This window comes from Candidatus Vicinibacter proximus (assembly GCA_016713905.1).
Classification (GTDB): domain Bacteria; phylum Bacteroidota; class Bacteroidia; order Chitinophagales; family Saprospiraceae; genus Vicinibacter; species Vicinibacter proximus.
Genome location: JADJOE010000001.1, coordinates 358,959 through 385,572 on the forward strand (window position 1 = coordinate 358,959; position 26,614 = coordinate 385,572).

Genomic DNA, 26,614 nt, shown 5'->3' on the forward strand with positions numbered 1-26,614 from the left:
GTATGAAAGAATATTTGGTCAAAATTTATGTAATGTTTTTTTGAATTGAATAATTGTGCAATACAATAAATTTATTATGTATTAACATATGATCAAAATCATTTGATTTAATGATATTTATTTTCATTTAAAGCTTACAGTTTAAAAACCTAAATTTCTAATATAAAATAACATAAGATAAGTGATAAATTTCCATAAATGAAAAGAATATATTGATAAAATGGCATGGACTATATACCATTAGCAGATGCTATTTTTCATCGTCCAATGGTTGAGTTGAGCTATATTCCTGATTATAGAGATTCAATAGTAAAAGAACAATTGAAATTAAAATAGGACCAAAGATTAAGCCAATAAACCCAAAAATTTTAAGGCCAATGATGACACCAAAGATTGTAATTAATGGGTGAGTATCCCCTATTTTTCTTTGCAACCAAAATCTGAATAAATTATCTACAGAACCTACAATCAATAATCCGAATGCTAAAAGAAAAATTCCACCAGAGAGATTTCCATTGTAAATTAAAATTATTGAGAGTGGCACATAAATTAACATAGCTCCAAGCATTGGAATGAATGAAGCTATAAAAGTTACCACAAACCAGAGAAAGGGTTCTTCTACACCGGCAACCCAATATCCAATTAAAGCTACAAGGCTTTGAAATAATGAAACCAAGGGGACTCCAATGGCATTGCTATAAACAAGAGATTGAAGATGCTTCTTTAAATATCTGCCACTATGTTCATTTAGCGGTAACATAGAAAGAAATTTCCCCTCAATTTGGCTTCCATTAGTCATGAGAAAATACAAAATAAAATATAGTAATGCCACAATTCCCACACTCTTGAGAGTTGCATTGATAAATATGCCACCTTCTTTAACTAACCAATCCCCTATCGAGCTTATGTTTTCTTGTGTCATAATTTCAATATTATACTTTCTTTCAATGTCTCCTATAAAATCCTGAACTATTGTATACAGATATTCAGAATTCTGAAAGTATGGCAAAATTTTAGACCCTAATATTTGAAATAGACTATTTAGGGGAAGAATAAAAATAATTATTGATACAACCATCAATAAAATGGCGGAGAAAGACTTAGGCCATTTTTTTTGATTATGAAGGTAAAACATTGGTCTTCTAAGAAGAATGTATAATGTATACGCTCCTAAAAAAGATGGTACAAATTCCTTGAGGTTCCAGAAAATTAAGCTAAATAGAGTTATAATTACTATGATTAAAAGTATCTGACGAGTTAACGAATTTGGAATTTGTTGCATTTTATAATTTTTTACAATAATATTTGAAAGTTTAAATGAAATCCATTTAATATTTCTATAATTTATTACAGATACCTAGAATTATTCAAGTGTACACTTGTTTAATAAACTCCTCCCTGTTGTAATATATTTTCATAAGAAAAAATCGAATTTAATTGATAAGGAAATAGTTCATTTACATTTGATGAAATCATATTTAAAAACTAGTAAAAATTCAAAAATCAATTTTTAATCTCCACCCTAAGACAGCATATATTATAAAATAAGGATGTGTTTATTTTATAAGTTTACTATGAGATTTAAATTAAAAATTACTAAGTATCATTTTTTTTGTTGAATAAATATTACCATTAATTTTTAGAGTATAAAAATAGTTGCCACTCTGGTAATTGTTCCATTGATAATCATAAAAAATTTCATTCAGACCTGATTTTAAATCAAGCTTTATTACTTTTATTAAATCACCCATTTCATTGTGAATTTCGAGGTTTGCACTTTTTACGAATTGAAGGTCATTTATAACAATGGGGATCAAAGTCAATTCATCAAAGGGGTTTGGTCTATTTTGCATCAATTCAACAGGGGGTAAAAGTGTTAAATTGTTGGATTTTGAGAGTACCCTAGTACTGTATTCTTGTCCAAACATTCCAATCCATCCATTAGTGTCCTTCCCTGTTGCAGTTACATAATATAAACTTGGGTTAAGTCCACTAATTAAAATCTCAGGCGTATTTGAGAATATGATGGTGTCAAAGTAGGCAGAATTAATTTTCCTGATTCCTATGATATACTCTACTGCATCTTGTGGATTTTCTATGATAACCTTTAAAGTATTGACGCCTGCAGTTAGTTGTAGTATGTAAGTGTTTAGAGTGCTGGAAGCAGCATTTACTGCTGATATGGCATTTACAAGACCATTATTTTTTAAGTAATTAAAATTCACATACAAGCTGTCCAATATTCCATCTCCATTAAAATCCTTGCCAAGGATATCACGGGAACTATGTTGTCTGTCTGAATAATCTGGTTGATTGGGATTTCCGTCTCCATGTTCGTATGAAGAAGTAAGCCTTATTGCACTATAACCTTGCTCTCTGAATGGGATATGGTCGCTTCCCCTTCCACTCCTGTCTTCTCCAAACATAACATCAATTTTGGGTAAAGAGAAGGAAGTATCTTTAGAGGTGTAATCCATAATCAATCTGGTGAGACGTGCAAGATTTTTTGACATGCTGTTGGTTACCCCCGAAGAAAATATTCTCAATCTTGTACTATCATATTGAAATGGTCCAGGACAACTTGGAGGAGAAGAAGTTTTACCACATTCTATGCCACCCACAATATCATTGTTAAAAACAGCTTTTACAGGAATAGAATTTATTTTGCAAAATGAAGCAAATGATCTGGATCCACCAAGTCCTTGCTCTTCCCCGGTTACCCAAAGAATAACAATTGTTCTTGAAAGATTTACTTGACAAAGGTTTCTTGCAATTTCTATAAGCAATGCAGAGCCTGATCCATTATCATCAGCACCCTCGGCCAAACAAAGAGTATCACAAAGGATTTCGCAACGACTATCTAAATGGGCCTCCACAATTACTAGTTCTTTGCGCAAAGGACCATTACCCGGAATAATACTTAATAATTGCGAATGTCTTGTACGGTTACACATTAAATAATCAAATTCAAATTCACAAGTAAAGAGATCGGCACCTGGTAGCATAGACCATTTATCCAAATGTGCTTTGATCCAATTTCTCGCACCTCGTATCCCTTGATTTGGCTTATCATTGAAATCATTTACTGTATTTCGATTTTGAAAGGATACAATTCCTTTTAGGAAATATTCAATGGAGTCCTTGTTTAGATTTTGATTTAAAAAGTAGTTCAGACTTTTGTTAGAAACTATAGGTCTAGTTGAAAAACTGTCTGTACTAAAATTTCCCTTTAGTAATTCCAAACAGAATGGGTCTGATAAATTAAAATTTGTTTGGGCATTAATAGGTAATACAATCAATTGTATTAGAAAGAAAATCAGTCTAGTATTTTTCATAAACATTATATTTTTATTTAATAGTCTGCATATGTAAAAATATACAATATATGTGATCCGTTTTTGAGAATAATAATTTTATCATTTTGCTATACCCAAGATAATCACAATATTTAAAAAGAGTGAATCTTTTTTAAATCGGAACGTATTCCTGGATGTATAATATGGTTAAACCTAATTAATAAAATTGGATTTATGAATCCATTCAAATAACCTTCAAATAACCTATATGCTGATTAGGTAGCCACGTGAATAGCCAAGAAGAGTAGACAAGTCGACCTAGTTGAAAATATAGATTGGGTAAGGATTCCTTCTATTATTGCTTTTTATCCTTGCTAGCTTTGCATTGATAAGTAAGGGAATTACATTCCTAAGTACCTACCTAGTATTATTATACAAGAATTATTATAAATATTAAGTTTCTTATAAAATAAGTCAGAAAATGATGTGTTAATCATTTGAAATTTAGCGGGACCTTATTTTTTCTACTTTAGTACAAAATTTTTTATATGTCTAATCTTTATTCCTCCAAATCTGTAAACGAGCAATACAGATTTGCAATTCGACCTTTTAGGTTAAATTAAGGAAACGAAACTGAGATAAATTATACCAGGTAATAAGAATTAATCATCCTTTTTCAAAACGAAACTTCGAAAAATGCATCTATAATAGACAAGGAAAAATCGAAAATATTATAATAAAATACCCAATAGCCAATAGTTCAAAATTAAAATTAATTTCTCCTGCGTTTGTTGCCTTTAAATTCTTGCCTACCTTCTTTAAATTCCAGTCTCCCTTCTTTAAATTCTTGTCTCCCCTCTTTTTGTTTAGAAGCTTCATCAATTCTGAAGGGCCTTCCGTTAAAGGATGCATTTGTAACTTGACACATTTGATCTGCACTTTCCCGATCTGTCATAAAGAAGGAATAAACTCCTTTCATTTCAATATCTCGAACGGCTCTTCCACTTACTTTTGTGTTTTTGAAAATCAGTTCCCTAACCTCATCATACTTGAGTTGATCCTTTTTACCGACATTCACAAATAATCTAACCATTTCGGAAGAATTTCTTCCCGAGTCTCTTTTACCTTTGCTCCTGCTATTATTTCCTCTTGAATCATCAGAATAGGATGGTGATTTGGTAAAAGATCTTGGTTCTCTAACCTTTTCATCGATATTTATATCCGGAGAATCCTTATACTGAATTCCAAAACGTTTCATCTCAAGGGATAGCAATCTATGTACAAGATCCTCTTTTTCCATTTCCATTAATGGCCAGATCCATTCATTTTTAAACTTAATTTTATTTTCCGCTTCATCCTGATTTTTAAAAAATTCGATAAAGTTGTTGATTCTCACATGGATAACATCCTCACCAGTAGGAATCAGGTATTTTTCAAATTTAACACCTGCTAGTTTTTCTATTTGATGTAACTTGTAGGCCTCTCTAATATGCAGCAAAGCAATAGAAATACCTTTTTGCCCCGCACGTGCTGTTCGCCCACTTCTGTGCGTGTAATTCTCAATATCATCCGGAAGATGGTAATGGATAATATGGGTAATATTTTTAATATCGATACCTCTAGCTGCCACATCTGTCGCAAGCAAAGCTTTAATGGCTTTATGGCGGAAACGATGCATGACCTTATCGCGCTGAGCCTGTGCCAGGTCTCCATGCAGACAATCTGCAGAATATCCATCTCTTACGAGGTGATCACTTAGATCCTGAGTTTCTGCTTTTGTAGTACAAAAAACAATACCATAAAAGTCCTCATGAAAATCAATGATTCGTTTAAGTGCTGTGTACTTGTCTTTGGCTTGAACTACGGAATATTGATGAGAGATATTTTGTTGTGCGGCGTTCTTTTTACCTATGGTAATTTCAGCAGGATTTTTTAGGTAGGTGTTGGCAATTTTTCGGATATCAGGCGACATAGTTGCGGAAAACAAACCCGTAATTTTTTCTTCAGGTGTTTGTGCCAGAATGGCCTCCATGTCTTCTCTGAATCCCATATTTAGCATTTCGTCCGCTTCATCCAAGACGACAGTGTGGATGTTATTCAGCTTTATAACCTTTCTTTCCATTAAATCCATCAAACGCCCTGGAGTTGCTACAATAATTTGGGCAGATCGTTTGATGTCCTTTATTTGCTTAAGGATACTACTACCACCGTACACAGCCACAACACTTATGGACCTAAGGTTTTTAGAAAACTTAGCTAAATCATTAGCTATTTGCATACATAATTCTCGCGTGGGCGAAATGATAAGCGCTTGTGTAAAATGGTTGTTTGGATCAATATTTTGAAGAATAGGTAAACCGAAAGCAGCTGTTTTCCCGGTGCCAGTCTGGGCAAGGGCAATCAAATCGGTATTTTGCGCAAGAAAAATTGGAATTGCTTTCTCTTGAATTTCTGTGGGTTGTTCAAAACCGAGTTCGGTAACTGCGGTACAAAGTGCGGGCTGTATGCCCAAAGTTGCAAAAGGATTCATTGGTTAAATTGGTTAAATGATAAAATACCCGCAAATCGCTTGCCTCATTTATCAGAACCCTATAAGTTTAGTCGATCTAAAACGACACCCGAATCCTGTGCTGCGTGAGCAGAAAAATGTCAGAAAGGCGATTTTGGAAATAAAATAAAACCTGCTGTTAACATAACAGCAGGTTTTTTGTATAAATCTTTACTGTTTGCTTATCTAATAATTCATTGTACTCAAGTGAGTAGAGACTCCTGGATCCAAATCAAATCGAGAAAAGAGAACAAAAGATTTATAGGATCCGTCCTTAGAATCTTCTAAAACGGTTGCCACCACCTCCACCACCGTTGTTATTCGGGCGGAATGGTTTACGCTCTCTTTGTTCAGGTGGTTGAGCTTCTGAAACAGAAATGTTTCTGTCTTTGATAGCCGTTTGATCAAGATTTTTGATCGCTTCTCTGGCTTCATCGTCATTTGGCATTTCGACAAATCCAAAGCCTTTTGATCGGCCGGTCATCTTGTCAGTGATGATTTTAACAGAACTAACCTCACCAAATTCAGAAAACATGGCAGAGAGTTGTTGTTCCTTGACGGAGTAGTCAAGGTTTCCTACATAAAGATTCATTATAAAAAATATTAGAGATAAAAAAAAATTACAACGGTGAGATAATATAATCGAGCATTCTCCTAAAAAACCAATTAAGTACAAATTTCGTTCCACAAAAATATAAAAAAGTATGAATAAAACCCGTAAATATTAATATTTAGAGAATTGCGTTGGGTAAGACTCTATTTTAAGCTTAAGTATGTTTCATAGTCCGTATTAAAATTTGTATTTTTATATTTTAACAGCAGCATATAATTTCATATAAAATACAGATTATCAATACTATATGAATTTATTTCAATCGAATTTATTAAAAAACAATTTATAATGATCTTTTTGCTGCACTAAATCCTATTAACCCCTAATTTTGTTGGAATTTAATTGATTATGGATACTCAAAAGTCAGAGTTTTGGCAAAAACCAATATTTCCAGGGTTGCTTTTCGTGCTTTTAAGTCTTGGATTATATTGGCAAAGCGTTGGTTTTGGTTATGTTTTGGACGATACGATTGTCCTAGATGAGAATAAGTTTGTCGCAAAAGGATTTTCTGGCATTTGGGACATCCTTAGTAAGGAAAGTTTCACTGGTTACTTTGGAGAACAGAAAAATTTAGTGGCTGGGGCCCGATATAGACCACTTTCTATAGTGAGTTTTGCGATTGAACGACAAATATTGGGTAAAAACCCATGGTTTAGCCACTTGATCAACATTCTTCTTTATGCGATCTGTGGTTGGCTTATTTACCGTTTAGGTAGACTATTAAATCTTGGAAAGAGTTTGGGTTGGGAAAAAATTTTTCCTTTAATTTTTGGGATTCTGTTTATATGTCACCCGATTCACACCGAAGCAGTAGCTAATATTAAAGGTCGGGACGAAATAATGTGCCTGCTGTTCTCATTGTTAACTGCTATCTATACCTTGAAGTTTATTGATTATAAATCACAGAAATACTCGATTTTATCCTCTTTATGCTTTTTTCTTGCCTTGATGTCTAAGGAAAATGCCATCACTTTTTTGTTAGTTATACCTCTAATCCTTGTTTTTTTTAGGAGTGAAAAATTTTGGCCAAGTATCCGTCAAACATGGTATTTATGGATTGTAGCTGCAGTATTTTTATTCATTCGGACCAGAGTAATTGGTTTCTTTTTTGATAGTGGTATTAAAATAACAGACTTAATGAATGATCCATTCATTGGAATGTATCCCCTCCAAAAAATATCTACAATTCTATTTTGCATTGGTTGGTATCTCAAGTTACTCCTATTTCCGCATCCGCTTACACATGATTATTATCCATACCATGTGCCCAAAATGAACCCCACTGATGCGATGACACTACTTTCTCTATTGATGATATTAAGTTTGGTTGCCTGCTCATATTATTTCAGGAAAAAAGAAAAAGTCGGATGGTTTAGTGTTTTGTACTTCTTTATCACCATATCCATTGTCTCAAACCTTATATTTCCAGTAGGTACTTTTATGAATGAGAGGTTTTTGTTTATGCCATCTCTAAGCTTTTCATTTTTTTGTGCTTATTTAGCTGTTAAAGGTTTGGAAAGTAATTGGAAGGCTTCAAAAATATTGGTTTATAGTATACTCTCTTTGGTTGTGGTATCCTATGGAATAAAAACAATTCTTAGAGTACCGGATTGGAAAGATAGTTTGACACTTAATTTAGCAGGTGCAGCTGTATCAAAAAATAGTGCCAGAATTAATCTTTTTACTGGAGTCAGTTATTTCCATTTGTATGAAAAAGAAATGGATGTCTCCAAGAAAAAAGAGTATTTAGATATTGCAAACAGATACATTGACAGATCATTAATCATTTTTCCTGCATATGGACAAGGATTAAATATGAAAGCGGGAATATTGGCAGAATACCACAAAATGTCAGGAGATTTGGATAATTTCTTAGACGGTATCAGGAAAGTAATAGTAGTTAAACCTGATTTAAGTTTTGTAAATGAATATTTGAGTTATATAAGCAAGAAGGATGAAAATAAACATAAAATGTATTTATTCCTGAGAGAAATGGGTTATCAGGTTTTGTTTAAAAAAATGAAACGATATGATTTCGCATATCAATATATTAATCAAGCTCATGAAATGCGACCATATAATCTTGAGGTAAGTAAAGAAATGGTTGAAATATTAGATGCCTATTTATCCAAACCAGGTATTAATCCTCAACAGGTAGACGAAATGAGAAAAAAAGCTGAAGCACTAAGATTACAAAATACACTTATGGAACCTAAAAATGAATGATTTACTTTATCTAATAGCACTAACCCAAACTGAAAATATCGGTCCTATTATTGCCAAGCAACTCATTGGATATTGTGGAGGGGCAGAAGCAGTATTTAAAGAAAAGCCCAGTAGATTATTGAAAATTCCCGGAATAGGAATGCAAACCGTGTCGGGACTGAAGAACAAAGACAGCATTACCAAAGCTGAAAAGGAACTCCACTTTATCCAAAAGGAAAACATAAAAGCATTAGTACAATCAGATAGTCTTTATCCTGGCAGGCTAAAACATTTTCCGGACAGTCCATTGGTATTGTTTTTTAAAGGAGAAGCAGATTTGAACACAGAACATGTTGTTTCAATTGTAGGGACAAGAAGTATAAGTTCGTATGGAAAACAGCTTACAGAACAGCTCATTCAGCATTTAGCTGAATTCGAAGTTTTAGTAATTAGTGGACTAGCTTATGGGGTTGATTCGGCAGCCCATCGAGTTTCATTATTAAACGATATACCAACTGTGGGTGTACTTGGTCATGGTTTGGATAGAATTTATCCGGCTGAGAACAAAAGTTTGGCGGCAAAGATGTTGACAAAAGGAGGTCTGCTCACTGAATTCTGTAGTAATACTAAGCCAGACAGACAGAATTTTCCCATGCGGAACAGAATTGTTGCCGGTATGTCTGATGCAATCGTCGTTATTGAAACAAAGTCTGGTGGGGGTAGCTTAATCACTGCCGAGTTTGGAAATGAATACAATAAGGATGTTTTTGCATTTCCTGGAAAAGTGGGGGATGAATTGTCTGCAGGTTGTAACCAGTTAATTAAAAATCACAAAGCTCATCTTATTGAAAGCGGAGAAGATCTTACAGAAATGCTTCGATGGGAAAAGCCCGGAAATGTTAGGCATAAGCAAGTAAAAAAGGAACTTTTTGTAAATTTTACTGAAGATGAGGACATAGTTGTCCAAATGATCAGGAGTAAACAAAAAGTTAATATTGATCTGTTAAGCCATTGTCTTAATTTTACGCCAAGTCAACTGGCAAATATTTTACTCAATTTACAATTTAAAGGAGTTGTCCAAGAAATGCCGGGGAAAACATATTCAATTTGCATTTAAAATGTTTAAAAATCAATTCAAAGGAATTCTATTAATAGGATTTCTTCTACATTTAAGTTGTTTACCAACAAAGCCTGTACAAAATGTAAATCCCGTTTTGGTTCAAGAGGTTGAAGAGGTGTCGCATCCCAAAAACATCATTTTGTTAATTGGTGATGGTATGGGAATTTCACAAATTACCGGAGGGCTTTACGAAAATATGAATTGGTTAAACTTAGAGAGGTTTCCTGTAATTGGTTTACACAAATCATATTCAGCAGATAGCTTGGTTACAGATTCAGCTGCAGGAGCGACAGCATTTTCTATAGGAATTAAATCTAAGAACGGGTACTTAGGAATAGATTCGAGTAAAAAATCTCACATTACTATTTTGGAGGAATCTGTAATAAGGGGACTTGCCACTGGGTTAATTACTACAACAAGTGTCGTACATGCGACCCCAGCAGCATTTGTTTCGCATCAACCGGATAGAGAGCAATATGAATTAATTGCAATGGACATGATGGATGTTGATTTTAATTTATTAATTGGAGGAGGTAAGAAATATTTTGAACGAAGGAAAAAGGATAGTTTTAATTTGATAAACTTACTTTTATCAAAAGGATATATGGTGAGAGATTACTTTGAGGAGGATTTTGAAAGTTATAAAATTCCTTCCGTTAAAAAGTTCTGTTTTTTTACTGCTGATGGAGACCCTTTACCAGCTAACAGAGGGAGAAATTACTTGCAAAAAGCTACAAAAGAAGGATTACGTTTGTTAGAAAATGCAAGTCAGAAAGGTTTTTTCTTAATGATTGAAGGCGGTCAGATTGATTGGGGAGGACACGATAATGTAAGTGAATACCTTGTTTCGGAAATGCTAGATTTTGACAAAGCTGTAAAAGAAGCTTTAGATTTTGCAGAAAAAGATAAAAATACAATGGTCATTGTAACCGGGGACCACGAGACTGGAGGATTTTCAATTTTGCCAGGTTCTGAAATGGCTAAACTAAAAACTGCTTTTACAACAAAAAAGCACACTGCAGATCTGATTCCAGTATTTGCTTATGGCCCAGGCTCTGAGCGATTTGCAGGAATTTATGAAAACACAGCAATTTATCATAAAATGAGAAAATTGCTTTTTAATATTAATTAATTTACTAGTAGTAATCATTTAGAATACCATCCATGCTATTATTATTTTCTGGATTGTTGAAAATGTAATTCACGGATTAGTTTTCTGTGAAACTTGAAAAGTCGAATACAATAGTTTTTCAAAAACAATAATTTTAGTATTATAGCATTTAGCCCACCCAAAGTGATGTATTATATACAATTGCAATTTCTTAGAAGTGGTTTAATAGATTATTCAAAACATTATTGAATAAGAGAAAATTAACTCACTTACTTTTCTTAGGTTGATCAGAAAATTTAATTCAAGCTTAGGGTTATTTGTTGTTGCAGTGGATATTTAAGAGATTGCTTCATTAACGCAACATTAACACCCTGTTTTATAGATGAATTTTTTGTTGTGACAATGGATTTTTTTGGTAAAAAGTTGAGATAATTTTTTTGTTGAATATTTTTTGCATTGAATAGCTATTGCAAAATTAAAATCATGTGAGAATTGGTATTACCCAATTAGAATTTCACCCAATGGAGTATAATTAATACATATTACTATATTGAATAATATGAAAATATGCTCATATTCATAGTATTATAAAGGAATTAATCCCTGTTAACAAAATTCAAAAATTCAATTGTTCGTATAAAAATTAGAACCTTTGGTCGATAATATTTGTCTGAATAGAAGAATAATGCAAAACTTTGCAACGTTATTTTGATCCTTTGATCATTAAAGTGGAATTCAAAGATTTTAATTTTAAATATTATTTTATGAAACAGTTTCTATTATTAGGTATGTTATTTTTAAGCGCGTTTTCAAATGCACAGTTGAATAGTGAAACGCATCCAGAGATTTTCCGTGGTGTACTTTTTGATTTAAAAACCAGCCAACCGATTGAGGGTGCATTGTTAACCATTAGTTCTCCTTTGGGTGAAATGGTAACCATGACAGATGAAGAGGGTTTTTTCATTGTACCAGGTGCGCCGAAGTCAAATTTTAGAGTGATTATTTCGATGACGGGATACGAAGATAAAGTACTTGAACAAGTAAGCAGAGTAAACGATGTTGAATACCATATTGGTTTGGAACCAAAAAAGGTAAAGCATCTAACCACTGGCTATTAAAAATTTTGATGCAGAAAAAAAGGTACCTGATCTGTAAAGATCAGGTATTTTTTTTGTTAAAAATCATAGGATTTCCTAATAATTAAGATCATACAACAAGATGATAATACTCAGGTCAATTCTGTTTTATGACAATTGAAATATTCGCCATTATCTGATATATTTGCAGGACAGATGCAACATAGTTATCCCATTAAAATAAAGGAGGTCCGGCGCGAGACCGATCAGTGCGTTTCGATTGCACTAGAAATTCCTGAGGATCAAAAGGAGTTATTCAGATATACGCCTGGACAGTACATTAATCTTATAAAAAATGTTGATGGAGAGGAGTTACATAGGTCTTATTCCCTATGTTCCAGCCCAGTGGAGCAGGAATGGAGGGTAGCAGTAAAGCAAATTGAGGGTGGAGCTTTTTCAACCTATGCAAATAAAAAACTTAAAGCAGGTGATATCATAGAGGTGATGCCTCCAAATGGAAAATTTACATCAGAAATCAAGACAGGACAAGCTAAATCTTACTTATTTTTAGCGGCTGGCAGCGGAATAACACCCATCATTTCACTTGTAAAGACTATTCTGAAAACTGAAAAACTGAGTCAAATATGCCTTATTTATGGCAACCAAAAGACTGATCAAATCATATTTCTGGAAGAATTGATGGGTCTGAAAAATTTATTTCTTGGAAGACTTAGTTTATATTTTATACTCAGTCGGGAGTTAATGGAGGAACCTTATTTTAACGGTAGAATTTGTCGAGAGAAACTTGAGCTTTTCAAAAGTAAATTGTACGAACCGAATGATGTAGACGAGGCTTTTATATGTGGCCCAGAGGAAATGATTTTAGAGACCAAGGCCGCCCTTGAAGAACAAGGTATTGCTCCACAAAGGATTCACGTTGAATTATTTGGAACCAAGTCCTCAGCCAAACCTACAAAGTTTGCAGGCTTAGGTTCAGATAAAGAATCCAGTATTTTGCTAAAGACGGATGGGAGAACTGTCAGCTTTAATCTTCCATTTAATTCTACGAGTCTATTAGATGGTGCGCTTAAGAATAAAGTCAATCTTCCGTATGCATGTAAAGGTGGGGTTTGCTGTACATGTAAGGCAAAGCTTCTTGAAGGTGAGGTGGAAATGGTTAGAAATTATGGGCTAGAGCCTGAGGAAATAGAGGCAGGATATATTTTGACTTGCCAGTCATTTCCAAAGTCTGCTAAAATTTCAGTGGACTTTGATCAATAGTCGATTATTGTTGTTTAAAATTGGGTCAATGCCTAACTTTACTTTGTTCTCAAAATAAAAATTTTATGTCAAACGAGGAGCTGTTAGTACATTTTCAAAGTCGAATAGATGCCGAGGAGAAAATCGAAGCAAAGGATTGGATGCCTGAAGAATATAGAAGAACTTTGATTCGTCAAATTTCGCAACATGCTCATTCTGAGGTAGTTGGGATGCTTCCTGAAGGAAATTGGATAACCAGGGCTCCTAGTTTAAAACGGAAATCGGTTCTGTTAGCCAAAATTCAAGATGAGGCGGGTCATGGTCTTTATTTATATGGGGCTGCAGAGACACTTGGCGTGGAAAGGGATGTTCTAATTGATGAACTTCATTCCGGAAAAGCTAAATACTCAAGCATATTTAATTATCCGGCCATCAGTTGGGCAGATATGGGTGCGATTGGTTGGTTAGTTGATGGGGCGGCCATAATGAATCAGGTTGCATTATGCAGAACTTCTTATGGACCATATGCAAGGGCAATGGTTAGAATCTGTAAGGAGGAGAGCTTTCACCAACGTCAGGGATATGACATTTTACTTACTCTCTCAAGGGGTTCCGATGAGCAGATCAGAATGGCTCAGGATGCTCTAAACAGATGGTGGTGGCCTTCCTTGATGATGTTTGGACCTAATGATTCAAATTCACCTCATTCTGCACAAAGTTTGATGTGGAAGATTAAAAGATTCAGCAACGATGAATTGAGACAGAAGTTTGTCGACATGACCGTTCCACAAGCTGAAATATTGGGTTTGAAAATCCCAGATGCTAAACTAAAATGGAATCCAGATAGAGGACACTATGATTTCGGTGAAATCGATTGGGTAGAATTTAATAATGTGGTAAAAGGTGATGGACCTTGTAATAAATTAAGGCTTGAAGCCAGAATAAAAGCCCATGAAGAAGGAGCATGGGTAAGAGAAGCGGCACTTGCTTATGCTGAAAAACGATCACGAAAAATCGCATAAAACCAACATCATGAAAAATTGGCCATTATTTGAAATTTTTATCAGAAGTAAAAACGGATTGGACCATCGCCATGTTGGAAGTTTGCATGCAGCAGATGCGCATATGGCACTTGAAAATGCACGCGATGTCTATACTAGACGGCAAGAAGGAGTTAGTATTTGGGTAGTTGAATCTAAGGACATTACTGCTTCAGATCCATCAGAGAGCGGTGCTTTTTTTGAGCCTGCGGAGGATAAAATATACCGTCATCCAACCTTTTATGAGCTTCCTGAGGCTCTTAAACATATGTAAAATATGACGGACAATAAGAATTTGTTAGATTTCTTACTAATTCATGCTGATACAGGTAATATTATCGGCCACAGATTAGGTGAATGGTGCGGACATGGTCCCGTCTTAGAGCAAGACTTAGCGATGACAAACTTTGCTCTAGATCATCTTGGGAGAGCTAGATTGCTTTACCAATACGCTGGAGAAGTTGGAGGTAATTCTAAAACTGAAGATGATTTGGCTTTTTTGAGACATGAATATGAATATAAAAATCTTCTCCTCGCAGAATTTTCAAACACCGATTTTGCCCATACCGTAGCTCGTCAATTTTTTCTGGATGCATATTATATTGATCTTTTGGAGGAACTTATAAAATCATCTGATCAAAAGATATCCCAAATTGCTTCAAAATCACTTAAAGAGACATCATACCATTACAAATGGAGTAGTGAGTGGCTTATTCGGCTTGGAGATGGAACAGAAGTAAGTCACTCCAAAATGCAAACCGCCGTAAATCAACTCTGGGAGTTTACAGGGGAACTTTTTGTGCTGGTTGAATCAGAAACCTACTTGGCAAATGAGGGGATAATTCCTTCTGCCGATACCTTGTCTCCAAAATGGAAAAAGAGAGTAAAGGAGATATTTTCAGAAGCAACAATTTCGATTCCAGACAGGAAATATCAGCAAACAGGAGGCAAGTCAGGAAATCACACGGAAAGGCTCGGCTATATACTTGCGGATATGCAATATATGCAGCGTGCATTTCCAGGACAAAAGTGGTGATTCGTTTTATAAAGTTATTGAAATTTGGCACAAAATGTAATGACAGAAAACGAAAATTTAATTAATCTAGATAATCCTAAGATCCAAAAAATTCGAGACATTTTATCCAATGTCTTTGATCCTGAAATTCCGGTTTTGTCTATTATCGATCTGGGTATATTAAGAAACATTAGATTGGAAAATGAGGTTTTCATTATTGAGATCACCCCTACGTATAATGGATGCCCTGCAATGAATGTTATTGAGTGGGCAATGAAAGCTGCACTTGATGATGCACAAATTCAGCACTATGTGATCCATACGATATTATCACCTGCCTGGACTACGGATTGGATGACTGAAGAAGGAAAAACTAAATTAAGGGAGTATGGCATCGCTCCTCCAGCAACAAAAGCCAGAATACGCAAAATGTTTGATCCTCAAGAATTAGTATCCTGTCCGAGATGTAATTCAAATCAAACACATTTGGTTAGCGAATATGGTTCGACAGCTTGTAAATCAATGTATAGGTGTATGAACTGTTTAGAACCCTTTGATTATTTTAAATGTCACTAAAAATTTCAGTTTAATGAAAGTGGGTGTTGTAGGGATGGGTGCCATGGGTCAAGGAATTGCATTAATTGCTGCAATGGCAAATTGTGAGGTGGTTGTTTATGATACATTTGCTCCAATGTTGGAAAAAGCCAAAGAAGAATTGAAAAAAAACCTTGGCCAGCTTGTATCAAAATCCAAAATTGATGAAGAAAAGGCAAAAAAAATTGCTGCAAGATACCATTGGTGTCATAGCTTGAATGAATTTTATAATTGTGAACTTATTATTGAAGCGATAAAAGAAGATTTGGAAACCAAAAAAAAATTGTTTGGAGAATTGAGCAAGATAGTTTCTGATCAATGTATTCTTGCAAGTAACACTTCTTCATTATCTATAACCTCTCTTGCAAACAGTGTTTCCGTGCCGCAAAGGTTTATAGGCATTCATTTTTTTAATCCTGCACAAATTCTTCCGCTTGTTGAAATAATCCCTGCGATACAAACCGAAGAAAATCTTACACGGAAAGTAGTCCAAATTATTACAGATTTCAATAAAATACCAATCCAAGTAAAGGATACTCCCGGCTTTGTAGTCAATAGGATTGCACGACCTTATTATGGCGAAGCATTGAGAATTCTAGAAGAAGGAATTGCAGATGTAACCACTATTGATTGGGCCATGACGGAATTGGGACAATTTAAAATGGGGCCTTTTACACTTATGGATTTTATTGGCCATGATGTTAATTATCATGTAACCGAAACCGTTTTTAAAGATTTTTATTATGACCCAAGGTATAAACCTTCATTCACACAAAAGAGATTGGTTGAAGCTGGTTATCTTGGCAGGAAAACAGGGAGGGGATTTTATGATTACAGCAAAGAGAACTTACCCCCTCAGACAGAACCGAATTTAAGTTTGGGTGAAGAAATTAAGGATAGAATAGTTGCCATGTTAATAAATGAAGCTGCAGAAGCACTTCTTTTAAACATTGCATCCAGAGAGGATATTGAAATTGCAATGACTAAAGGTGTTAATTACCCAAAAGGACTTCTGAGGTGGGCAGATGAAATTGGTATTGAAGAATGTGTGAGAAGATTGGACAACTTATATGATCATTACCATGAGGATCGCTATAGGTGTTCTTCAATTCTTCGGAATATGGCAAACAGGGGTGAAAATTTTTTTAATTGACATATGATTGAAGAAAATAATATCCCGGAAAAAGTGCTAAACAGAATGTTCAATCAGGATGGTTTTAGTCAATGGTTGGGAATTGAAAAGGTATTGGTAAATGAAGGTCATTGCATACTGAAAATGAAAATAAGAAAGGAGATGCTGAATGGATTTAAAGTTGCTCATGGTGGTATTTCTTATTCTTTGGCAGATAGTGCATTTGCTTTTTCATGCAATAGTTACAATAAAATTAGTCTTTCAATAGAGACCTCAATTTCTCATTCCAAACCAATTGTTGAAGGCGACGAATTGATAGCGGAATCAAAAATGATTACCCAGTCTAATAAGATTGGAAATTATCAGGTAATTATTAAGAATCAAAAGGATGAAATTGTGGCTGTTTTTAATGGAATTTGTTATCGTACAGAAAAACAAGTCATAGAAGAATGAAAACAAGTTATATTGTTGATGGGGTTAGAACCCCGATTGGATCTTTGGGTGGAATGTTGGCATCGGTCCGAACAGATGATTTAGCCGCACACGCAATAAAAGCATTGGTTGAGAAATTCCCAAATCTTGATCCATATTTTATTGATGATGTTATTCTTGGCTGTGCGAATCAATCTGGGGAAGACAACAGAAATGTCGCAAGGATGGCCCTTTTATTGGCCGGTTTGCCAACCCATATACCAGGAGAAACCGTAAACAGACTCTGTGCATCCGGAATGTCAGCGGTGGTTGCGGCTCACCGTTCAATACAAAGTGGAGATGGAGATTTGTTCATTGCTGGTGGAGTAGAAGGCATGACCAGAGGACCTTGGATTATTTCTAAGACTTCTTCAGCATATGGTAGAGATGCAAAAATGTATGACAGCACTTTTGGTTGGAGGTTCATTAATCCTAAAATGGAGAAAAATTATGGATGTGACAGTATGGGTCAAACTGCTGAAAATTTGGCAAAAATGTATCAAATCTCAAGAGAAGACCAGGATTTGTTTGCTTATAAATCTCAAATGAAATATTCTAGGGCTTTAGCGGTAAATCGATTTGAAGAAGAGATTGTTGCTGTTGAAGTTTCTATTGGTAAGACTGAAACTACAAAGTTAGTTAACGATGAATTCCCTAAACCCTCAACAACTTTGGAAAAATTATCCTTGTTGAAACCCGCATTTGAATTAAACGGAACGGTTACCGCAGGTAATTCTTCTGGTCTTAATGATGGCGCAGCAAGTCTTTTAATTGCTTCAGAAAAAGCTTTAAAACAGCATCCCTTAATTCCATTAGCACGTATAGTTTCCAACAGTGTGATAGGTGTAGAACCCCGAATTATGGGGATTGGACCGGTTGAAGCGAGTAAAAGGGCTTTGGCTAAGGCAGGTTTAACCATTGGAGAAATGGATATAATAGAGTTGAATGAAGCATTTGGTGCACAAGTGTTGGCTTGTACCCGGAATCTTGGTTTGGATGATGCAGATCCCCGGATAAATCCAAATGGAGGAGCAATCGCACTAGGTCATCCATTAGGAATGAGTGGAGCAAGACTCATTCTCACGGCAGCTAAAGAACTGGCCATAAATCAAAAAAAATATGCCTTGTGTACCATGTGTATTGGCGTTGGTCAGGGATATGCAGTAATAATAGAGCGCGTATAATCCTTGTATTAATTTCTGAAGCCTTCACTACTGGATTAGCCTCACAAAATTTTTTCTGCTACATTAAATTATTTTTAATCCTAAGGTATTTTATCGTTAAATACCTTAATTATATCTTAAATATCAGTGATTTCGTATAGTTATTAACCTAACATTGAAGGCTGAGGTTATTTTTGTACAAAATTTAAAAATGATAAAAATGAAAAGTTTCATTAACCTATTGATTGTATGTATTTTAGGTGTTTCTACTTCGGTTACAAATGCTCAAACAGCAGATGAAATTGTACAAAAGCATTTAACTGCATTAGGAGGTATTGATAAGCTCAAATCAATAAAATCAGTCACCATGGAAGGTAAAATTACTGCTCCAAATATGGAAATTGCAGTCAATATGACAACTGTTCATAATAAGGCCTGGAGAATGGATATTGATTTGATGAGCATGAAAGGCTGGATGATTATAAGACCTGATTCAGGATGGGTATTTATGCCTTTTCAAGGACAAACCACTCCGGATGCCATGGCGCCAGATGCAATTAAAGAACAAATGGACCAACTAGATCTTGAATCTACCTTGTGTAATTTTAAAGAAAAGGGGCATACGGTTGAATATTTAGGAATGGATGATGTGGAAGGAACTGAATGTTTTAAACTTAAGACAATTACAAAATCGGGAAAAACAATATATCAATTTCTTGATCCAAACTCCTATTACATTGTGCGGACTATTTCCAAACAAAAAGCAGGCGGAAAAGAATTTGATGTACAGGCCGATTACAGTAATTATAAGCCTGTTGAAGGTGGATATATCTTTGCTCATACCATTGCAAGCCAAAATGGACCAATTGATTTTCAGAAGATTTCTGTGAATACAAATGTTGATGAGCGCATTTTCTCACCAACGAAATAATTAAAGATTTAAAATTAACAATTGACACGGCAAATGAAGATTTGACGTGTCTTTTTTTTGATCCTGGCTCAAAACATTTACCCTTTATTATTCCAAATAAACTTCAGTTCCTATGAAAATTACAATTCAAATTTTCTTTTGTCTCTTTGTATTGGAGAATCTTTATTCACAGGTCAAGATCAATTCCTCCACTTTTGGGTCAATAGAAGCAAGAGCAATGGGCCCTGGAACAATGAGTGGTAGGATAACAGCCATTGAAGGTGTAAATCAAGATGGTAAAACTTTATACATTGGAACTGCCGGAGGTGGAGTTTGGAAAAGTACTAATGCAGGTGCATCATTTATTCCCATTTTTGATAAATATTGTCAATCCATTGGAGCATTGGCTGTGGATCAAATGAACCCGACAACTATCTATGTAGGCACTGGTGAAAGTAATATGAGGAACTCCGTCTCTATAGGGGTGGGAATGTTCAAATCCAATGATGCTGGTGTAAATTGGACAAGAATAGGACTTGATAGCACAGAACATATCAGTAAAGTTATTATAGATCCCAAAAATTCAAATACTATCTATGTAGCTGCTCCAGGACCACTTTGGTCAGACAGCCCTCACCGGGGACTATATAAATCAATGGACGGAGGTAAAACATGGGATAAAATATTGTATATTGACATGAAGACAGGTTGTGCTGACTTTGCTATAGATCCAAATAATCCTGCCATCATTTATGCTACCACCTGGGAGTTCAGGAGAACTCCCTACTCATTCAATTCTGGAGGAAAAGGAAGCGGATTTTACAAGTCGGTTGATGGAGGTAAAAACTGGAAAAAAGTTACCAAAGGATTACCTGAAGGAGACTTTGGAAGAATTGCACTTGCACTCGCTCCAAGCGCTCCCAATAATCTAATTGCAATTGTGGAGTCAAATAAAACTGGTCTTTATATTTCTTCCGATTCAGGAGAGAGCTGGAAACAGCAATCTGCAACCATGAATGTTGTATCCAGACCTTTTTATTTTTCTACCATTGTTGTAGATCCAAAAGACCCTAAAAGAGTCTATAGACCAGCTTTTAATTTTGCTTATTCAGATGATGGAGGATTTTCATTTAATGATGCCTCTAATGATGGAGGCTGGGTACATTCTGACCATCATGCCCTTTGGATTAATCCTAACAATACAAATTTCCTTGTTTTAGGAACAGACGGTGGAGTCTATATTAGCAATGATCGTGGGGCTACATTTACTTTTTGTCAAAACTTACCTGTTGGACAATTTTACCATGTTGCAGTAGATGATAATAAGCCATATAATATATATGGTGGATTGCAGGATAATGGAAGTTGGATCGCTCCATCTGCAAAACCTGGAGGAGTTTCCAATGGTGACTGGAAAGGGTTATATTGGGGAGATGGTTTTTGGACAATACCGGATTTGGACGATTCGGGAGTTGCCTATGCGGAAGCTCAGGGAGGGAATATGGCTAGAATTGATCTAAATACCTTTAAATCTTATCCAATACAACCACAACAAACTACAAATGATGACAAATTAAGGTGGAATTGGAACACCCCAATTATAAAGGGAAAAAAGAACAAAAAAAACCTTTATGTGGGATCCCAGTATCTGTTTAAATCAAATGATCAAGGGTTAAATTGGACAAGGATTTCACCGGATCTTACGACTAATGATAAGAATAAACAGAAACAGGAAAATTCAGGAGGATTAAGTGCGGACAATACCAGTGCCGAAAACCATTGCACCATATTTACAGCTTCGGAATCCTATGTTGATGAAAACATGATTTGGGTCGGCACGGACGATGGCAATCTTCAGGTGACTCTGAATGGAGGGAAAACCTGGAACAATGTTTCAGAAGCTTACACAAAAGCAGGCATTCCCGCCCAAACTTGGATATCAAGTATTGAACCATCCAGATTTGATGCCAAAACAGTTTATGTAACCTTAGATAATCATATGTACGGAGATCATAGCACTTATCTTATAAAGTCAAAAGATGGTGGGAAAACATGGGAAAGATTGAATAGTACAGAATTTACTGGCTTTGCTCATAAAATTACAGAAGACAGGATGAATAAAAATTTACTCTTTCTGGGTACAGAAATGGGTTTGTTTGCTACCCTGGATGGTGGAAATAATTGGTTCAGAATGAAAAACAACATCCCAGAATATGCCTTAGTAAGGGATATACAGATACATCCTTCTGAAAATGCCTTGATCATTGGAACGCACGGCAGAGGTGTTTATATATTCGATGACATAAGCACCTTAAGGACAATGAACAGAGAAGTTGCAGATAAGGAATTGCATCTTTTTGAAATAAGTGATATGGTTATTTCTGATGGTAAATATGGTGGAGGAAATCCTTTCTCAGGGGGATGGAATGCACCAAATCCTGAAGAATTAGTTCCAATTCAATATTATCTCAAAGATCGACTCATGAATGGGGATGTGAAAATTGAAATTTATGATCAAAACAAAAAACTGGTGCAAAGCATTCCTGGTGGGAAAAGGAAAGGGATCAACAAAGTTTTTTGGAATTATAGGATGAAACCACCAAAGGTAGCGGAGGGAGGAACAAAATTAGATTATGGTGCTTTTTTTGCACCACAGGTTTTACCAGGAAATTATACAATTAAACTTAAAGTAGGAGATAAAGAACTGGAAGATAATATTTTATTGAGGCATTTGGACGAGAAAAATTATACTTTTGAGGACAGAAAGCTTCAATATGAGACAAGTATGAAGTATTTCAAAATGCACGAAGATTTGGCTAAGACCGTGGATGATATCAATAAAGAACAAAAAATAATTGTTGAAACCAAAGAGAAATTAAAATCTAAAAAATCAAAAGAGGCTGCCAGTCAATATTTTGATCAACTTGAAAATCTAAGATCTACCTTGCTGGCCACCAAGCAAAAATCAATCTTTGCCGATGAAACCAAATTAAGAGAAGAGATTACTGAGGCTTATAGTGCGGTTGTTCAAAGTCAGCAAAGACCGTCTAATTTATCTATAGAACGAATTTCGGTATTACAAAAACGGGTTGACCAGGCAAAGACTACTTACCAGGATATTAGAGACAAACAAGGATCAAAGTTTCTTAAGCATCTGAAGGAGGAGGGAATTAATTTACCCTTAAAGTCTTAATAAACCGAAGGTTAACTTCTAGATTATAGATAAAAGGTCCAAAGTTCAGATTTAAAATATTTATTGGGTTTCGAATTAAATTCAAGAATTTCTAAAGCTTGGTATAATTTTTGTTGCCAATAGAAATGAATGAATAAAACAATCGGATCTAAATATCGATTGTTAAAAATGATCTAATTTGGAACCTGTTCAATATTATTCAAATTCTTTGTGTCAAAAATTGACTCAATATCAAGTCTTAGACATTGATAAACAGGAGGATATATTCCTTTTAGCATTTAAATTTATAAGCTTTTTTCATTCGAATAGTTCCTTAAAAAGAGACTACAAAAGATCCTATGCGTATTACCCTTTACTGATGCGGAGTACTTCGATTAGAAATACTTGAGTGAATGAATGAATGAAACCAAAAAAGGCGCCATCGTAAGATGTGCGCCTTTTTGGTTTTGTACCGAAAGTGGGACTCGAACCCACACGACTTTAAAGGTCACTGGATTTTGAGTCCAGCGCGTCTACCAGTTCCGCCATTTCGGTGCAGGTTTGTATGTAGATACAAAAGTAAAGATTTTCCGACACTGAAGAAATAAATTAATCAATTTGAATTCATAGAAAATTAATTGAATTTAGTTTTCATCTATGGCATTGTCTCCAGTTGTGGAATTCTCAGTTTCTTCTGAATCATGGTCAAAGCTCAAAAGACTATTAGGCAAGTTTTTTCGACTAGTAAGGCCTAGTTTCTTTAATTTCATGGCATGGTCAACCAAATTACCTTTACCATCACGAAGTTTTTTAATGGCATCTCCATAGGCTTCACTAGACTTATTCAAATGTTTTCCTATTTCTTCCATACTTTCAGCAAAACCTAGAAATTTGTCCAAAAGGCGCTCACCCTGTTTAGCAATTTCTATTGCATTACGATTTTGACTTTCCCGTTTCCATAAATCAGCAATCAGTTTAAGAGCTGCGATAAGATTTGTTGGACTAATTAACAAAACTCTTTTATTGTAAGCGAAAGACCAAAGATCTCTATCCGATTGAATGGCAATCATATATGCAGGTTCAATTGGAATAAACATCATCACAAAGTCAAGGGATTTAGCCAATTGTTCATATTTTTTTTTGCTTAAGTCCTCAATGTGATTTTTAATGGATTGGATATGTTGTTTTAAAGCTTCTAATTGTTCCTCTTTTGTATCGGAACTACAGAATCTATCATATGCCACAAGCGATACTTTTGAATCAATGACGATGGTTCTTTCTTCTGGCAGGAAGACCATTACATCTGGCCTAAATTCTCTACCTTCTTCATCTTTGAGACTTTCTTGTATTACATATTCTCTGTTTTTTTGTAATCCGGACTGATCCAAAATACTTTCCAAAATAATTTCACCCCAATTTCCCATTTTCTTTGCATCACCTTTTAGAGCTGAGGTTAAATTTTTGGCATCGTTACTAAGACGATTGTTTAATTCAATCAATTCTTTTATCCTGTCTTCCAAACTAAATCTTTGTTTGGATTCTTTGTCATAAGTTTCCTCTACTTTTTTCTTAAAACTATCTAAATTTTCACCAAGTGGCTTTAACAGATTTTCAATATTGTCTTTATTGGTTTGGGTAAATTTCAATGATTTTTCTTCCATGATTTTATTTGCCATATTTTGGAACTCTGTCATGGATTGATTTCTGAAGTCTTCAATCTCCTTTTTTTGCGTTTGCAATTTCTCCAATAAATAACGGTTATCAAATTCGATGGCATTTAACTTTTTTGATAATTCATAACTTTCAAGTTGTTGAGAAGAATTTATTTTTTTTTGTTCTTCAAAATCGTACTTCAAAATACTAAAATTTTGCTTTGCATTTTCAAGCGTTGTCAGGAGACCAGATCTTTCTGCGATTAAATTAGTGAATTTCAAACGTGATTCTTCCAGTTTGGTGAGATTTTGAGAAAGTTCAAACTGGACTCTGTTGTTTGTATCTTGTAAAATTTGATTTTGTGTAGTTAATTCATTCAACTTTCTTTCTAACTCTAGGTATACATTTTTATCTACAGCGTTTGATTTATAAATCAATAGAATTACAACTCCAATTGCAATTCCAATAAGGAGGTATAATATTTCTACGGGCATAAGTGTATTTTAAAGTTAAGTTACAATTTCTCTAAGATCACAAGCACTATTTCTGCCAGGTTAAAGACAAGTTGCCTTTTTGTTTTAAGAGCAGGTCAGCGTATTTCAGTCCAGAACATTCTTCGTTCTCCAATAAATCCTTCAAGCAAGTCGCCAGAATGAACAGAACCTACACCTGCAGGAGTTCCAGTGTAAATTAAATCCCCTGAATTTAACCTAAAGTAAATGGATAGATAACTGATAATTTGGTCAAAAGAAAATATCATTTCTCCTGTATTACCTGATTGAACTACTTTTTTATTTTTCAATAAAGAAAAGTTGATTTTATCAAGTTCAAATTCTTTTATTTCAATCAAATCACCAAGTACTGCAGAGTTATCAAAAGCTTTAGATATTTCCCATGGAAGTCCTTTATTTTTACATTCTTGCTGAAGGTCCCTGGCAGTAAAATCGATTCCAAGTCCAATATGACTATAATATTCTCCAGCTTTACTTAATGGTATTTGTTTTCCTGGTTTTGAAATTTTTAAAACAATTTCTACTTCGTGGTGTATGTCTTTGCTAAATTCAGGAAGGTAAAAAGCTTTATTTTCTTTAAGCAAAGCGGTTGCTGGTTTACAAAAAATTACGGGTTTGTCAGGAACTGGATTATTCAGCTCTTTTGCATGATCAATGTAATTTCTTCCAATACAAAAAATAGTCATGTTTTCAATATCTAATATTGCAGATAGAGGTTAATGTGTCATCATGATAAACCGCATAAGACTTTCACTTCTTTTAATGTTTCTGAAGCCCTTAAGCGAATTTCAGCCGAAGATTTTTTAATTTGATCTTTTACCGATTTTTTGTCCTGTATAATTAATTCCTTGCGGGCTTGAATTGGTTTTACCAATGCAACAATCGCATCGGCAACCGCATCTTTGAGGATACTATATTTCAGATTGCCGCTTTTAAAGGAATTTAGAAGATCCAAATGTAAATCATGCTGTCCACAAGCCAATAAGATTGAAAAGAGGTTTTCTGTGCCCGGTGCCATTTTTGATGGATCAATTCCGGCATCCGTGACTGCAGATCGGATTTGTTTTCTTATTTGTTCTTCTGAGGCAAAAACATTAATGTTGTGTTTATCTCCTGCACTTGCGCTCATTTTTTTTAATGGATCAGCTGTAGACATCACTTTTGGAATCTCAGTATACATAGGTTCAGGCATGACAAAATATTCTTGTCCTACAACATTGTTAAACCTTTGTGCGATGTTACGGGTAAGTTCAAGGTGTTGGTCCTGATCCTTTCCAACTGGAACATAATCTGCCTTATAAATAAGGATATCTGCTGCCTGAAGAACCGGATAGGTAAATAAACCTGAAGAAATAAACATGTCCTTGTCTTTTTCTTTTACTTGTTCAGATTTATCCTTAAACTGAACCATTCTGCTCAATTCACCATAGCTGCACATGCAGCCTAAAATCCACCCCAGTTCGGCATGTTCCGGAATCATGGATTGGATAAAAAGGTTTTCCGGTTTAATACCGCAGGCAATCAAATTAATACTTAGTTCCCAAACATTTTCACGCAGCTTGATTGGGTTATAGGGCATAGTCATTGCATGGTAATCTACAATTCCATATACACAATTATAATTTTCCTGAAGGTTTACCCAATTCTGGACGGCACCGAAATATCTTCCCAAATGCAGATTACCTGTTGGCTGAATGCCCGAAAGAATTTTTTTTTGAATCAC

21 protein-coding genes and 1 tRNA gene are annotated in these 26,614 nt (G+C 34.9%); 14 read left to right on the forward strand and 8 right to left on the reverse strand.

All coding sequences use genetic code 11. The annotated features are described in order from the left end of the window. Positions 1 to 250 precede the first annotated feature (250 nt). The 4 genes from IPJ83_01445 to IPJ83_01460 form a co-directional block, all read right to left on the reverse strand. Positions 251 to 1,282: an AI-2E family transporter gene (locus IPJ83_01445; GenBank protein MBK7879212.1), complete on the reverse strand. Its 1,032-nt coding sequence runs from the start codon at positions 1,280 to 1,282 to the stop codon at positions 251 to 253. Positions 1,283 to 1,586: 304 nt separating this feature from the next. Further along, the gene (locus IPJ83_01450) at positions 1,587 to 3,335 is read right to left on the reverse strand and encodes a M28 family peptidase (protein ID MBK7879213.1); all 1,749 of its coding nucleotides are present in this window, start codon (positions 3,333 to 3,335) and stop codon (positions 1,587 to 1,589) included. A gap of 733 nt (positions 3,336 to 4,068) precedes the next feature. Beyond that, on the reverse strand, positions 4,069 to 5,826 hold the full coding sequence (locus IPJ83_01455) for a DEAD/DEAH box helicase (protein MBK7879214.1): 1,758 nt from the start codon (positions 5,824 to 5,826) through the stop codon (positions 4,069 to 4,071). Positions 5,827 to 6,118: 292 nt separating this feature from the next. Next, positions 6,119 to 6,436 carry an RNA-binding protein gene (locus IPJ83_01460; GenBank protein ID MBK7879215.1) on the reverse strand — a complete coding sequence of 106 codons (318 nt, stop codon included), beginning with the start codon at positions 6,434 to 6,436 and terminating at the stop codon, positions 6,119 to 6,121. A gap of 369 nt (positions 6,437 to 6,805) precedes the next feature. Here IPJ83_01460 and IPJ83_01465 point away from each other — a divergent pair, with 369 nt between their 5' ends. From IPJ83_01465 to IPJ83_01530, 14 genes are all read left to right on the forward strand, one after another. Then, complete coding sequence (locus IPJ83_01465; protein MBK7879216.1) at positions 6,806 to 8,683, forward strand: hypothetical protein; 1,878 nt, start codon at positions 6,806 to 6,808, stop codon at positions 8,681 to 8,683. Continuing rightward, positions 8,676 to 9,779 carry a DNA-protecting protein DprA gene (gene dprA / locus IPJ83_01470; GenBank protein ID MBK7879217.1) on the forward strand — a complete coding sequence of 368 codons (1,104 nt, stop codon included), beginning with the start codon at positions 8,676 to 8,678 and terminating at the stop codon, positions 9,777 to 9,779. Before IPJ83_01465 ends, dprA begins: the two co-directional genes overlap by 8 nt. 1 nt (position 9,780) lies before the next feature. After that, positions 9,781 to 10,914, forward strand: a complete 1,134-nt coding sequence (locus IPJ83_01475) for an alkaline phosphatase (protein ID MBK7879218.1) — start codon at positions 9,781 to 9,783, stop codon at positions 10,912 to 10,914. Positions 10,915 to 11,657: 743 nt separating this feature from the next. Next, the gene (locus IPJ83_01480; GenBank protein ID MBK7879219.1) at positions 11,658 to 12,011 is read left to right on the forward strand and encodes a carboxypeptidase-like regulatory domain-containing protein; all 354 of its coding nucleotides are present in this window, start codon (positions 11,658 to 11,660) and stop codon (positions 12,009 to 12,011) included. A 135-nt stretch (positions 12,012 to 12,146) separates the two neighbouring features. Beyond that, positions 12,147 to 13,250, forward strand: a complete 1,104-nt coding sequence (locus tag IPJ83_01485) for a 2Fe-2S iron-sulfur cluster binding domain-containing protein (GenBank protein ID MBK7879220.1) — start codon at positions 12,147 to 12,149, stop codon at positions 13,248 to 13,250. Between the two features lie 65 nt (positions 13,251 to 13,315). Then, entirely contained in the window at positions 13,316 to 14,251 is a 936-nt protein-coding gene (paaA, locus tag IPJ83_01490) for a 1,2-phenylacetyl-CoA epoxidase subunit A (GenBank protein ID MBK7879221.1), read from the forward strand. A 10-nt stretch (positions 14,252 to 14,261) separates the two neighbouring features. Further along, the gene (paaB, locus tag IPJ83_01495; protein MBK7879222.1) at positions 14,262 to 14,543 is read left to right on the forward strand and encodes a 1,2-phenylacetyl-CoA epoxidase subunit B; all 282 of its coding nucleotides are present in this window, start codon (positions 14,262 to 14,264) and stop codon (positions 14,541 to 14,543) included. Between the two features lie 3 nt (positions 14,544 to 14,546). Beyond that, positions 14,547 to 15,305 (forward strand): phenylacetate-CoA oxygenase subunit PaaC, encoded by a 759-nt coding sequence (gene paaC, locus IPJ83_01500; protein ID MBK7879223.1) that lies wholly within the window; start codon positions 14,547 to 14,549, stop codon positions 15,303 to 15,305. A gap of 39 nt (positions 15,306 to 15,344) precedes the next feature. Next, positions 15,345 to 15,860, forward strand: a complete 516-nt coding sequence (gene paaJ, locus IPJ83_01505; protein ID MBK7879224.1) for a phenylacetate-CoA oxygenase subunit PaaJ — start codon at positions 15,345 to 15,347, stop codon at positions 15,858 to 15,860. A 13-nt stretch (positions 15,861 to 15,873) separates the two neighbouring features. Then, a complete protein-coding gene (locus IPJ83_01510; GenBank protein ID MBK7879225.1) occupies positions 15,874 to 17,031 on the forward strand; it encodes a 3-hydroxybutyryl-CoA dehydrogenase in 1,158 nt (385 codons plus the stop codon). 3 nt (positions 17,032 to 17,034) lie between these two features. Beyond that, positions 17,035 to 17,463 (forward strand): hotdog fold thioesterase, encoded by a 429-nt coding sequence (locus IPJ83_01515; GenBank protein MBK7879226.1) that lies wholly within the window; start codon positions 17,035 to 17,037, stop codon positions 17,461 to 17,463. Further along, a complete protein-coding gene (gene pcaF, locus IPJ83_01520; protein ID MBK7879227.1) occupies positions 17,460 to 18,665 on the forward strand; it encodes a 3-oxoadipyl-CoA thiolase in 1,206 nt (401 codons plus the stop codon). The genes IPJ83_01515 and pcaF overlap by 4 nt, the downstream gene beginning before the upstream one ends. A gap of 199 nt (positions 18,666 to 18,864) precedes the next feature. After that, the gene (locus IPJ83_01525; GenBank protein ID MBK7879228.1) at positions 18,865 to 19,575 is read left to right on the forward strand and encodes a hypothetical protein; all 711 of its coding nucleotides are present in this window, start codon (positions 18,865 to 18,867) and stop codon (positions 19,573 to 19,575) included. A gap of 112 nt (positions 19,576 to 19,687) precedes the next feature. Continuing rightward, complete coding sequence (locus IPJ83_01530; protein MBK7879229.1) at positions 19,688 to 22,747, forward strand: glycosyl hydrolase; 3,060 nt, start codon at positions 19,688 to 19,690, stop codon at positions 22,745 to 22,747. Positions 22,748 to 23,196: 449 nt separating this feature from the next. Here IPJ83_01530 and IPJ83_01535 read toward each other — a convergent pair. From IPJ83_01535 to trpS, 4 genes are all read right to left on the reverse strand, one after another. Continuing rightward, positions 23,197 to 23,281 (reverse strand) — tRNA-Leu (locus tag IPJ83_01535). An 89-nt stretch (positions 23,282 to 23,370) separates the two neighbouring features. Further along, positions 23,371 to 24,816, reverse strand: coding sequence for a DNA recombination protein RmuC (rmuC, locus tag IPJ83_01540; GenBank protein MBK7879230.1), 1,446 nt, complete (start codon positions 24,814 to 24,816; stop codon positions 23,371 to 23,373). Positions 24,817 to 24,968: 152 nt separating this feature from the next. Then, on the reverse strand, positions 24,969 to 25,577 hold the full coding sequence (locus IPJ83_01545; protein ID MBK7879231.1) for a fumarylacetoacetate hydrolase family protein: 609 nt from the start codon (positions 25,575 to 25,577) through the stop codon (positions 24,969 to 24,971). Positions 25,578 to 25,618: 41 nt separating this feature from the next. Further along, positions 25,619 to 26,611: a tryptophan--tRNA ligase gene (gene trpS / locus IPJ83_01550; GenBank protein ID MBK7879232.1), complete on the reverse strand. Its 993-nt coding sequence runs from the start codon at positions 26,609 to 26,611 to the stop codon at positions 25,619 to 25,621. Positions 26,612 to 26,614: the final 3 nt, after the last annotated feature.